General features: G+C 72.6%; 11 protein-coding genes. 6 read left to right on the top strand and 5 right to left on the bottom strand.

Going from position 1 to position 11945, the window contains the following annotated elements; genetic code table 11:
- Positions 1-71: 71 nt before the first annotated feature.
- Positions 72-425 carry a chorismate mutase gene (locus GA0070621_RS19655; RefSeq protein ID WP_091198051.1) on the bottom strand — a complete coding sequence of 118 codons (354 nt, stop codon included), beginning with the start codon at positions 423-425 and terminating at the stop codon, positions 72-74.
- Positions 426-726: 301 nt separating this feature from the next.
- Between GA0070621_RS19655 and pcrA the strand changes: the two genes are divergently transcribed.
- A complete protein-coding gene (gene pcrA, locus GA0070621_RS19650; RefSeq protein WP_091198049.1) occupies positions 727-3228 on the top strand; it encodes a DNA helicase PcrA in 2502 nt (833 codons plus the stop codon).
- A gap of 62 nt (positions 3229-3290) precedes the next feature.
- Here the strand turns inward: pcrA and GA0070621_RS19645 are convergent, their stop codons facing one another.
- Entirely contained in the window at positions 3291-4109 is an 819-nt protein-coding gene (locus GA0070621_RS19645; RefSeq protein WP_091198047.1) for a M23 family metallopeptidase, read from the bottom strand.
- A gap of 248 nt (positions 4110-4357) precedes the next feature.
- A complete protein-coding gene (locus GA0070621_RS19640; protein ID WP_091198045.1) occupies positions 4358-5071 on the bottom strand; it encodes a M23 family metallopeptidase in 714 nt (237 codons plus the stop codon).
- A 470-nt stretch (positions 5072-5541) separates the two neighbouring features.
- Between GA0070621_RS19640 and GA0070621_RS19635 the strand changes: the two genes are divergently transcribed.
- The 4 genes from GA0070621_RS19635 (at position 5542) to sucD (ending at position 9568) form a co-directional block, all read left to right on the top strand.
- Entirely contained in the window at positions 5542-5946 is a 405-nt protein-coding gene (locus GA0070621_RS19635) for a cobalamin B12-binding domain-containing protein (protein WP_091198041.1), read from the top strand.
- Positions 5947-6474: 528 nt separating this feature from the next.
- The gene (locus GA0070621_RS19630; protein WP_157740022.1) at positions 6475-7320 is read left to right on the top strand and encodes a hypothetical protein; all 846 of its coding nucleotides are present in this window, start codon (positions 6475-6477) and stop codon (positions 7318-7320) included.
- Between the two features lie 179 nt (positions 7321-7499).
- Positions 7500-8678 (top strand): ADP-forming succinate--CoA ligase subunit beta, encoded by a 1179-nt coding sequence (sucC, locus tag GA0070621_RS19625; protein ID WP_091198036.1) that lies wholly within the window; start codon positions 7500-7502, stop codon positions 8676-8678.
- A gap of 2 nt (positions 8679-8680) precedes the next feature.
- Positions 8681-9568 (top strand): succinate--CoA ligase subunit alpha, encoded by an 888-nt coding sequence (sucD, locus tag GA0070621_RS19620; RefSeq protein WP_091198034.1) that lies wholly within the window; start codon positions 8681-8683, stop codon positions 9566-9568.
- Between the two features lie 57 nt (positions 9569-9625).
- Here sucD and GA0070621_RS19615 read toward each other — a convergent pair whose 3' ends face one another.
- Positions 9626-9892 carry a hypothetical protein gene (locus GA0070621_RS19615; protein ID WP_091198032.1) on the bottom strand — a complete coding sequence of 89 codons (267 nt, stop codon included), beginning with the start codon at positions 9890-9892 and terminating at the stop codon, positions 9626-9628.
- Between the two features lie 157 nt (positions 9893-10049).
- On the opposite strand from GA0070621_RS19615, the gene GA0070621_RS19610 reads away from it, so the two are divergent.
- The gene (locus GA0070621_RS19610) at positions 10050-11396 is read left to right on the top strand and encodes a cell division protein PerM (RefSeq protein ID WP_091198030.1); all 1347 of its coding nucleotides are present in this window, start codon (positions 10050-10052) and stop codon (positions 11394-11396) included.
- A gap of 12 nt (positions 11397-11408) precedes the next feature.
- Here the strand turns inward: GA0070621_RS19610 and GA0070621_RS19605 are convergent, their stop codons facing one another.
- On the bottom strand, positions 11409-11906 hold the full coding sequence (locus GA0070621_RS19605; protein WP_091202633.1) for a DUF4190 domain-containing protein: 498 nt from the start codon (positions 11904-11906) through the stop codon (positions 11409-11411).
- Positions 11907-11945 lie beyond the last annotated feature (39 nt).

The following is an 11945-nucleotide window of genomic DNA, read 5'->3' as shown; positions in this document are numbered from 1 at the left end:
CGCGGTGGCCGTCCGCCGCTCATCGCCGTACGCCCGCCCGCCGGCGGGGCGGACACCCCGGCGGTTCGGCCTCACAGGGGTCCGCGGCCGGCGCGCAGCAGCAGCAGCGCGAGCTGGGTGCCGTCCGCGCCGAGCGCCTGGCGGAACCGCTCCAGGATCTCCCGCTCCCGGGAGAGCACGAGCCGGGTCCCGCCGGACGCCATCCGGGTGGCGCCGACCTCCTGGGACAGCGCGGCGCGTTCCTGCCAGAGCGCGACGATGGTGCTGTCGATCTCGTCGATCCGTTCCCGGATGGCCACGATCCGCTCGGCCGCGGCCGAGTCGTCGGTGCCGGTCCGGGCCGCCGCGGCTTCGGTCGGGTTCGTCTCGTTCGGCTGGTCGGGCCGCGCCAGGCCACCGCTGGACTCCACCACGTCAGTCATCATCGTCGTACCCTTCGGGTCTCGGGCCCGGTGCCCGGATCCCGGGACGAAAAAGCCCCGGGCTCCAGGAGCCCGGGGCTTTCGCAGGTCTTGTGATCAGGCGCGACCTACGGCTGCCGGACTCCCGGTGCCGTAGTAAAAGTAGAAGCGCTGACCGAACACGCCATCGAGTATGCCGACCGGCGGGCGGGGCGCGCAACAGATCCCGCCAACTGGTGGGACGCGGCGCCTCGGTGACGGCTTCGTCTCGTCCCGCCCGGCGCGGACGGGAAGTGTCCGGCCGGCGGCATAGACTCGCCGTGCGATGCATCCTCTCTTCGACATTCCCGCGTCCCCGTCCGCGCCGGAGTCCCGGCCCACCCCGCCGCACCGGCCCGGTGGCGACAGTTCCGGTTCGGCGGGTGGTCATGATCCGGCCTCCGCGTCGCCGGGCGGCGCTCCGGACCGGATGAGGGCTGGTGCGTCGCCACGCGCCGGTGGGGCACCATCGGCGGCCCGGTCGGATCCGCAGGCCCTCCTCGCCGGGCTGAACGGCCCGCAGCGGGACGCGGTCACCCACGCCGGGTCCCCCCTGCTGATCGTGGCCGGCGCCGGCTCCGGCAAGACCCGCGTGCTGACCAACCGGATCGCGTACCTGCTCGGCGCGCGGGGCGTGCACCCGGGCGAGATCATCGCGATCACGTTCACCAACAAGGCCGCCGGTGAGATGAAGGACCGGGTGGCCGCGCTGGTCGGCCCGCGTGCCCGGCTGATGTGGGTGTCGACCTTCCACTCGGCCTGCGTCCGCATCCTGCGCGCCGAGCACGAGCACGCCGGTCTGAAGTCCACCTTCTCGATCTACGACGCGGACGACTCCCGGCGGCTGATGCAACTGGTCGCCCGGGAGCTGGACCTCGATCCCAAGCGCTACCCGGCGCGGGGGCTGGCGGCCCAGGTCTCCAACCTGAAGAACGAGCTGGTCGACCCGGAGGAGTTCGCGACCCGGGCCAAGGGGCCCAACGAGCGGGCACTGTCGGAGGCGTACACGCTCTACCAGCGGCGGCTGCGCGAGGCACACGCACTGGACTTCGACGACCTGATCATGGCAACGGTGCACCTGCTCCAGTCGCACCCGCACGTCGCGGAGAGCTACCGGCGTCGGTTCCGGCACGTCCTCGTCGACGAGTACCAGGACACCAACCACGCCCAGTACGTGCTGATCAAGGAGTTGGTCTCCGGCACCGACGGGGTCGAGCCGGCGGAGCTGTGCGTGGTCGGCGACGCCGATCAGTCGATCTACGCGTTCCGGGGCGCGACCATCCGCAACATCCTGGAGTTCGAGCGCGACTTCACCGACGCCCGGACGATCCTGCTGGAGCAGAACTACCGCTCCACCCAGACCATCCTCAACGCCGCCAACGCGGTGATCGACCGGAACACCTCCCGCAAGCCCAAGCGGCTCTGGAGCGACGCCGGGGCCGGCGAGCAGATCGTCGGCTACGTGGCCGACACCGAGCACGCCGAGGCGGACTGGGTGGCCCGGGAGATCGACCGGCTGGTGGACGCCGGTGACACCCGCCCGGGCGACGTGGCCGTCTTCTACCGCACCAACGCCATGTCCCGCGTCTTCGAGGAGGTGTTCATCCGGGTCGGCCTGCCGTACAAGGTGGTCGGCGGGGTGCGCTTCTACGAGCGCAAGGAGGTCCGCGACGCGCTGGCCTACCTGCGCGCGGTGGTCAACGACGACGACACGGTCAGCCTGCGCCGGATCCTCAACACCCCGCGCCGGGGCATCGGCGAGCGGGCCGAGGCGTGCGTCGAGGCGCTGTCCAGCCGCGACCGGGTCTCCTTCGGTGCGGCGCTGCGCCGGGCCAAGGACGCGCCCGGGATCTCCTCCCGCGCCGCCAACGGCATCGCCGAGTTCGTCGCCCTCCTCGACTCGGCCCGCGAGCTGGCCGAGACCGGCACCCCGGAGGACGTGCTGGAGGCCCTGCTGACCCGCTCGGGCTACCTCACCGAGCTGGAGGAGAGCCTCGACCCGCAGGACGCCGGCCGGGTGGACAACCTCCAGGAACTGGTCAGCGTCGCCCGCGAATACACCGAGCGGATCGAGGCGCTGGGCGAGGAGGGGGAGCGGGCCACCGTGGCCGGTTTCCTGGAGCAGGTGGCGCTGGTCGCCGACGCCGACCAGATCCCCGCCGACGACCCCGACCACCAGGGCGTGGTCACCCTGATGACGCTGCACACGGCCAAGGGCCTGGAGTTCCCGGTGGTCTTCCTGAGCGGCCTGGAGGACGGCGTCTTCCCGCACCTGCGCTCGCTCGGCGACAACCGCGAGCTGGAGGAGGAGCGGCGGCTGGCGTACGTGGGGATCACCCGGGCCCGGCAGCGCCTCTACCTGTCCCGGGCGGTCACCCGATCGGCCTGGGGGCAGCCGGCGTACAACCCACCGTCGCGGTTCCTGGAGGAGCTGCCGCCGGCGCTGGTCCGCTGGGAGCGCACCGAGGGCTCGTACACCTCGTGGGCCGGCGGGGGTGGGGGTGTCGGCGGCCGCGCGGACCGCGCGCCCGGCGGCTTCACCGGGGGTACGCCCAAGGCGACCCAGTTGGCGAAGCGGCTCGGGGTGGACGCCAGCCGGCTGTCCACCGCCAGTGAGCTGAAGCAGACGCCGAAGGTGTCGGTGGGGGACCGGGTGAACCACCAGCGCTACGGGCTCGGCCGGGTGCTGGCGGTGGAGGGGCACGGCCCCGGTGCCCGGGCGCAGATCGACTTCGGCGACCAGACCCTGTGGCTGGTGCTCCGGCACGCCCCGATCGACAAACTCTGAACGGCCCCGGCCGGCGAGGCCCGGCGTGGTGCCGGGCCGGGCCTCGCCTCGTGCCGTGGCCGTCAGCAGGCCACGTCGATGCCCCGGGCACGCAGGAACGGTGCCGGGTCGATCTGGTTCCACATCGCGCCCTGGTGCACCTCGAAGTGCAGGTGTGGACCGGTGGCGTCGCCGGTGGCGCCCTCGTATCCGATGACCTGGCCGGCGGTCACCTTGTCGCCGACGCTGACGATCAGGCGGCTCTGGTGCGCGTAGTGGGTCAGGTAGCCGTTGTTGTGGTCGATGAAGACCGAGTTGCCGTACCCGTCGCCGGCGTCGCCAGCCTTGACCACGGTGCCCGCCGCGGCGGCGTGGATCGGCGTGCCGTTCGGCATCGCGAAGTCGATGCCGGCGTGCAGGGTGCCCCATCGCGGCCCGTAGCAGGAGGTGATCTCGGCACCGGCCATCGGGATGACCCACGCGGGCTTCGGCGCGGCGGTCTTCTTGGGCTTCGGCTGGGCGGTGGCGGTCTTCGTCGGCCTCGGCTTGGGGCTCGCCGTGGTCGGGCTCGGCGACGGGCTGGCCGGGGTGGCGGACGGGCTGGCCGGAACGGCGGACGGGGTGACCGGGGCGGTCGACTCACGGACGGAGCGGTCGGCCCGGGCGGCGGCCTCGGCCCGGGCCTGGGCGTCGAAGTCGACGGCGGCCGGGGTCGGTGCCGGGGCGCGGTGGTCGGCGGTGGCGACGGAGACGCCGCCGAGGCCGAGGCCGACCAGCGCGACCGCGCCGATGACGAGGTAGGTGCCACGCCGGCCCGTACGCGTGCGCAGGCGGTGCCGGCCGGGGGTGTCCGGGGCGTTCTCGTTCTGGCTGAAGCTGTCTTCCTGCACGGGGACCTTCATCAGTCGAGGGGCAAGTGACCTCGAAATACTGGTGTCGGCGCGGTCCGTGACCGGTGCCGACTCCGGGTGACTGGCGAGGCCGGCGGGGCAGGCTGCCCGGCTCGTGCCATCACGAGCCGTTTGGGAGCAAAAAGGATCATGACGGGCCGTGACGACAGTCACAGTTGCTGGTGTGATCCAGCAGACTTTGCCGCAACGAAAACCGCCCGGATCGGCTGATCCGGGCGGTCAATGGGCGATACGCAGCGTCAGGACGCGGCTACCTCGCTGTATAACGCCTCAGTCTCGAGCTGAATGTCCACTCCGCGTTCCCCTAGCCACGGCACCGGGTCCAACGGCTGCCCGTTGACATGGATCTCCAGGTGCAGGTGCGAGCCGTAGGAGTGGCCGGTGTTCCCGACCAGGCCGAGCTGGTCGCCCGCCTTGACCTGCTGGCCCTCCTGGACGTTGACCTCGGAGGAGTGGCCGTAGATGGCCTCGCTGCCGTCGGCGTGCTGGACGATCACCGCGTAGCCGTAGCCGCCGAACCAGCCGGCCTTGGTGACCGTGCCGGCGTGGATCGCGACGTACGGGGTGCCCTCCGGGGCGACCAGGTCGACGCCGCTGTGCAGCTTGCCCCAGCGCATCCCGTAGGGCGAGTTGAAGTCGTATCCGTGCAGGGGGAGCAGCCAGGGGTCCTGCTCGCCGGCCGTTTGACTGTCCGCCCGGCCGGACCGGGAGGCGCGGTCGGCGTTGTCGCCCCGGGCCGCCGCGTCCTGGCTGGTGACCGATGCCTGCTTGAGCTCGTCGAGGACCGACGGGTTGACGCTCTTGGCGTCGGGGAGGGCGTTCGCGCCGAGGGCGACGATGCCGGCTCCCACGAAAGCGGTGGTGACCACCGCGGCGTAGCGGCTACGCGGGGGGGTGGGTACGCGGCGACGACCGCGATATCGATCGGGCTCAGACGACAGGCGCTGGCGCACGCACACCCTCCGTTGTCGGGGATCCGATGCGACCGCCAACCGTTCGGTGAACCTCCGTCGAACGTCCGGCGAGCGCGTCGTCACCCGTCCGTGGACCTGATGACAACCGTGGACACGTTAGCCAACCGCCACTCCTGTCACAAGCTGAAGCGCCGAATTGGTGTTTTGTTATGTCCGTTTACATCCGTTCTTGTCATAGCTCGTGCCGCCGGTCGGATGGCCTGGCAACCAGCCGTTCGTAGCGCACAGTGACCGTTCGGCGGAGGTGTCCGACTTCCGGCGTGCGAGGGTGAACGCTAGGGCGTGTCTCCTGGATCTCGTCGAGCCGTCGGGCGTCGTCCGGGTCCGCCGCGGGCGGGCAGGATCCGAGAGATACGCCCTAGGGGTGCGGCCCGGGTTTCCGGCCCCCGGCCGGCCGGGTTACCGTTCGTTCAGGTGACAGTGCCGGAGCCGGTGAAAGGTGTGCGCTGATGAGCTCTCGTATCCGGGTCGTCGTCGCGAAGCCCGGCCTGGACGGCCACGACCGCGGCGCGAAGGTCGTCGCGCGTGCGCTGCGCGACGCCGGCATGGAGGTCATCTACACGGGCCTGCACCAGACGCCGGAGCAGATCGTGGAGACCGCGATCCAGGAGGACGCCGACGCGGTCGGCCTCTCCGTGCTGTCCGGCGCGCACATGACCCTCTTCAAGCGGGTGCTCGAACTGCTCGCCGAGCGCGACGCGGCCGACATCGTCGTCTTCGGCGGCGGCATCATCCCGGACGCCGACATCCCCGAGCTGGAGCGGCTCGGCGTCGCGAAGGTCTTCACCCCGGGCGCCACCACCCAGTCCATCGTCGAGTGGGTTCGGGGGAACGTCGCCCAGCCGGTCGGCTGACCGGCGCGCCCGCGCTCTGATCGACGCCGAACAGCGCGAGTGGCGGTGTCCCCGTTTCGGGACGCCGCCACTTCTCGTATCCGGGGCGCAGCAGAATGCGGACAGGGGGAGGGGCCGGACGCACCCCTCACACGCCCGGCCCCTCTATGCACGATGCCCCGCCGCCACCCCTCGACCGACAGGGCATCGGCCGTCTCCCGCCGTCGCGCCTGACCAGCGCTCCGACATCAGACTCAACGACGCCCCAAGCAGGGGGTTACGCCCGTCTCCCAACATCCCCCGGACGGCTGACGTACGGCATCCGGAAGTCTCGGCCGGAGCAGGGTTCGCGCAGTCTCGCGGGACGTGTCGCCACCCGCCGCGGTGCCGCCGGTCGCGTCCCCCAGCAGGCGCGGACCGGGTGCCCGCGGGCGGGGTTCGCGGGGCCCGGGGCGGCCGGTTCGCGGGACCGTGCGGCCGGAATCGAGGTCGTATCGTGTGCCTGCCCAGTACCGCGTCCCGCGGTCGACGACCCCGCCGGAGCCCGCCGTGACCCAGCCGCCCCACCCGCAGCCGAACCCCGCCGACGGATGGACGCCGCCGCCGGGCCAGCCCACCTGGCCCACGCCACCGCAGCAGCCCGCGCCCGGCTGGTCGGGGCAACCGCAGCCCGGCATGGCGGGTTGGCCGGCGCAGCAGCCGGGCCCGGGTTGGCCCGCGCAACCGCAGCCCGGGGCGGGCTGGCCGGTGCCGCCGCAGCAGCCGGGTCCCGGCTGGTCGGGGCAACCGCAGCCGGGGGCGGGCTGGCCGGTGCACCCGGGTGCCCCGGCCCCGCTGCCGCCGACGCCGACGACGAAGCGGATCCCGGCGGACCTGCCGTTCGTGGTCCGGCCGAGCCTGCGCAAGCGGGCGCTGCTCCTCGGCGTCATCACCCTGTTCGTCGGCCTGGTGATGGCCTGTCCGTTGGGACTGGCCCTGTCGGCCGACGGCGATGCCGCCGTGTTGCTCGTCATCCCGGTGATCATGCTGTTCTTCGCGTTGCTGATGGGCCTGCAACTCTGGCTCATCTCCTCCGGCGGCCCGGTGCTGGCGGTCGGTCCGGACGGTCTGTGGATCAAGACCCGGCCGACCCGGGGGCAGGCGATCTGGCTGCCCTGGGCGGCGATCGACCGGATCTATCTGCGGCGCTGGGCGCTGGAGAAGATGCTCTGCGTCAAGCCGCGTGATCCGCGTGCCGCCTCCGGGCTGGGCGCCTTCACCGCGCTGGACTCCGGGATGCAGCAGGCGTTCTTCGGCACCGGCTTCACCGCCACGGCCAACTTCGCCGACCGTTCGGAGGACGAGATCATGCGGGCCGTCGTCGGGTACGCGGCCGGCCGTTGCCGGGTGGGCTGACCCGGCGTACGGGTGCTGTGCATTACCACACACCGTGCACCCGCTCGGTTGCCGCCGGTTCGCACCTCGTTAGGCTGCGGCAAATGGCCTGTCTCATCTGACGACAGGCGTCAAACTGATTTTCCAACGCTGGTGGCGGCGCGACGGCGCGCCGCGGAGACGGGACGGGACGCGCAATCGTGGACCTGTACGAGTACCAGGGGCGGGACCTGTTCGAGCGGCACGGGTTGCCCGTGCTCGCCGGCGGCGTCGCCACTACCCCGGAGGAGGCCCGCGCGATCGCCGAACGCCTCGGCGGCCGGGTGGTCGTCAAGGCGCAGGTGAAGGTCGGTGGCCGTGGCAAGGCCGGCGGCGTCAAGCTGGCCGAGGGCGCGGAGGAGACGGTGGCCCGCGCCACCGACATCCTCGGCATGGACATCAAGGGTCACACGGTCCACAAGGTCATGATCACCGTGACCGCGGACGTGGCCGAGGAGTACTACTTCTCGTATCTGCTCGACCGGGCGAACCGCACCTTCCTCTGCATCGCCAGCGTTGCCGGTGGTATGGACATCGAGCAGGTTGCCGCCGAGACCCCGGAGAAGGTGGTCAAGGCCCCGATCGACGCCAACGTCGGCGTGGACGAGGCGAAGGCGCGTGAGATCGTGACCGCCGCCGCCTTCCCGGCCGAGGTGGCCGACCAGGTCGTCGACGTCGCGGTGAAGCTGTGGCAGGCGTTCGTCGCCGAGGACGCCACGCTGGTCGAGGTGAACCCGCTGGCCAAGACCAGGGACGGCAAGCTGCTGCTGCTGGACGCCAAGGTCAGCCTCGACGAGAACGCCGCGTTCCGGCACCCGGACCACGAGGCCCTGGTCGACCAGGCGTCGGTCGACCCGCTGGAGCAGGCCGCCAAGGAGAAGGACCTCAACTACGTCAAGCTCGACGGCGAGGTCGGCATCATCGGCAACGGCGCGGGTCTGGTCATGTCCACCCTCGACGTGGTGGCGTACGCGGGCGAGCGGCACGGCGGCGTCAAGCCGGCCAACTTCCTCGACATCGGCGGTGGCGCGAGCGCCGCGGTGATGGCGAACGGTCTGGAGATCGTCCTCTCCGACCCCTCGGTCAGGAGCGTCTTCGTCAACGTCTTCGGCGGCATCACCGCCTGCGACGAGGTCGCCAACGGCATCGTGCAGGCGTTGGCGCTGCTGGAGCAGCGGGGCGAGCAGGTCACCAAGCCGCTCGTCGTCCGCCTCGACGGCAACAACGCCGAGGCCGGTCGGGCGATCCTCGACGGCGCGAACAACCCGCTGGTCCAGCGGGTCGACACCATGGACGGCGCGGCCGAGCGGGCCGCCGAGCTGGCGGCTGCGGGGGTCTGATCATGGCTATCTGGCTGACCAAGGACTCCAAGGTCATCGTGCAGGGGATGACCGGTTCCGAGGGTTCCAAGCACACCCGGCGGATGCTGGCCGCCGGCACCAACGTCGTCGGCGGCACCAACCCGCGTAAGGCGGGCCAGACCGTCGACTTCGACGGCACGGCGCTGCCGGTCTTCGCCACCGTCGCGGACGCCATGAAGGAGACCGGGGCCGACGTCACGGTCATCTTCGTGCCGCCGCAGTTCACCAAGGCCGCGGTGATCGAGGCGATCGACGCCGGCATCGAGCTGGCCGTGGTGATCACCGAGGGCGTGCCGGTGCACGACACCGCCGCGTTCTGGGCGTACAACGTTGCCAAGGGCGAGCGGACCCGGATCATCGGCCCGAACTGCCCGGGTATCGCGTCCCCGGGCGCCTCCAACGCCGGCATCATCCCGGCCGACATCACCGACAGCGGCCGGATCGGCCTGGTCAGCAAGAGCGGCACGCTGACCTACCAGATGATGTACGAGCTGCGCGACATCGGCTTCTCGACCTGCGTCGGCATCGGCGGTGACCCGATCATCGGCACCACCCACATCGACGCCCTGGCCGCGTTCGAGGCGGACCCGGACACCGACGCCATCGTGATGATCGGTGAGATCGGCGGCGACGCCGAGGAGCGGGCGGCCGAGTTCATCAAGGCCAACGTCACCAAGCCGGTGGTCGGCTACATCGCCGGCTTCACCGCCCCGCCCGGCAAGACCATGGGCCACGCCGGCGCGATCATCTCCGGCTCGGCGGGCACCGCCGAGGCGAAGAAGACGGCGCTGGAGGCGGTCGGCGTCAAGGTCGGCAAGACCCCGACCGAGACCGCCAAGCTGATGCGGGAGATCATGTCCGGCCGCTGAGCGGCCGTGTGACGTGTCGAGGGGGTCGACCGGGATCCGGTCGGCCCCCTCGCTGTCTCAGCGGTACCAGTACGGGTAGTAGTAGCCGCCCCGGGCCCGGAGGATCGCGCTGACGATGATGTTGATGACCCCGAGCGCGATCGCCAGCCAGCCGAGCAGCTGGGACCGCCCGAAACGGCGCGCGTCCCGGAGCGACAGGTAGCCGAAGACGATGCCGAGGATGCCGCAGCACAGCAGGCCGAGGACGATCCCCAGCACGCCCCAGAGGGTGGTCCGGTCCCGGCCGGCGGCCGACCGCCGTGGCGGCGGATACGGAGCGTTCACGGTTTCCTCCGAGCGCTCGGTGCCGCGACGAGAAGGTCGCGTCCTGCGCCGAGGCTAAACCGGATCGGCGCCGCCAACCGGGTGGATCACGGAACTCGCCGCGGCACGGGGCGGTATCGGACTGCCGTCGCCCGCGCGGCATGCCAGAGTAGAGCCAATGTCATCCGTCACCCCTGACCAGCCTCGCCGTACCGTCGCCGGTGTCGCCGCCGACGCCCGGCCGACCGGCCGTGTCCGGCCCCGGGTGCCCGCACCCCGGTCGGGGGAGGCGCCGCGCGGCCGGGCCCCGCTGCCGGTCGCCGCCGGGGTGGCGGCCGGCTGGGCCGCCGTGACGTCGTGGCTGCCGGTGACCCTGGTGCTCGGTCTGGCCCAGCTCAGCGCGGACGCCGGCTCGCTGCCCGGCGCGCTCCGCGCCGGCCTCGCCGGCTGGCTGCTCGGTCACGGAGTGCCGCTGGAGACCTCCGCCGGGCCGCTCGGCCTGGCGCCGCTCGCCCTGACCGCGCTCGCCGTCTGGCGGCTCACCCGGGCCGGCGTGCACGCCACCCGGGCCATCGGCGCCCGCGGCGGTCGCTCACCCCGGCAGGCGCTCACCGTCGCGGTCGCCGTCGGCATCGGGTACGCGCTGCTCGGCGCCCTCGCCGCGGTCGCGGTCAGCGCCGGTGGCCCGCGCGTGTCCCCGGTCCGGGCCGGGCTGGCCTTCGCGCTGCTGGGCACGCTCGCCGCACTGGTCGGCGCGGTGCGTACCACCGGCGTTTCGGTGCTGCTGGCCCGGCGGTCGGCGCCGCCACTGCGGGACGGGGTGCGCACCGGCCTGGTCGCCGGGCTGCTGTTGCTGGGCGCGGGTGCCGGGGCGTCCGGGCTCGCCGTGGCGACCGGTGGCGGCGACGCGGCCGACATGATCGGGGCGTACCGGACCGGGGTGGCCGGTCAGGCGGGGATCACCCTGGTCAGCCTCGCCTACGCGCCGAACGCCACCATCTGGTCGACCAGTTACCTGCTCGGTCCCGGGTTCGCCGTCGGCACCGGCACGGCCGTACGCACCAGCGAGGTCTCCCTCGGCGCGCTGCCGGCCGTACCGCTGCTGGCCGGACTGCCGCGGGGGCCGGTCGGCGGGCTCGGCGGGGGACTGCTCGCGGTGCCGGTGCTGGCCGGGATGGCCGCCGGCTGGCTGCTGGCCCGGCGGCTGGCGCGGGTCGCGGCCGAGGAACGGGCCAGGGTCGACTGGCGGGCGCTGCTGGTCCCGGCGGCGCTCGCCGGCCCGGTCGCCGGGGTGCTGCTCGGCGTGGCAGCCGCGCTCTCCGGCGGGCCGCTCGGCGGCGGCCGGTTGGCCGAGATCGGCCCGGTGTGGTGGCAGGTGGCCGGGGTGGCCACGGCGGTCGTCGCCGCCGGCGCGCTGCTCGGTGCCGCCGCCACCAGGATTCTCACCCGCGAGGCCACTCCCCGGCGGAGACGGACGGGGGCGGAGACGGCGAGGGGCGCCCCGGATGCTCCGGGGCGCCCCTGAGGACCGCATGGATCAGGGGCCGGTCGGCAGGCTGAAGTTGGCAACCATCCCCAGGATGAACAGCAGGATGCCCAGACCGGCGCCGATGCTGCCGCAGATCAGACCGGTCTTCGCCTGACCGTCGTTGTTGGCCAGCCCCTGCGCGGCCTTCTGCCGGCCGAGGTAGCCGGTGACCGCGCCGGCGATGCCGACCGGGACACCGATGTACAGGCAGCAGACCAGCGGGATCGACGCGATACCGAGGATCATCGACACCAGGCCCAGCGTGTTCTGCTGGCCCTGCGGCTGCGGGTAGCCGGCGTTCGGGTACGACGGCGCGGCACCGTACGGCTGCTGCTGCGCGTACGGGTCCTGGTAGGGCTGCTGTCCGTACGGCTGGCCGGAGGTGGGCTGCTGCCCGTACTGGGGAGCCGCCGGCGGCTGGGCGTACGGATCGTGGGGCTGCTGCGGGGCGGTCGGGTCCTGCGGCTGCTGGCCGTACGGATCCTGACCGGGGTAACCGGGCTGCATTGCGGGGTGCTCCAAACTGGGGTCGACGGTCTGGTCGGT

The sequence above is a fragment of the Micromonospora narathiwatensis genome (assembly GCF_900089605.1).
Taxonomy (GTDB): Bacteria; Actinomycetota; Actinomycetes; order Mycobacteriales; family Micromonosporaceae; genus Micromonospora; species Micromonospora narathiwatensis.
This window is presented reverse-complemented; position numbering and strand designations above follow the sequence as displayed.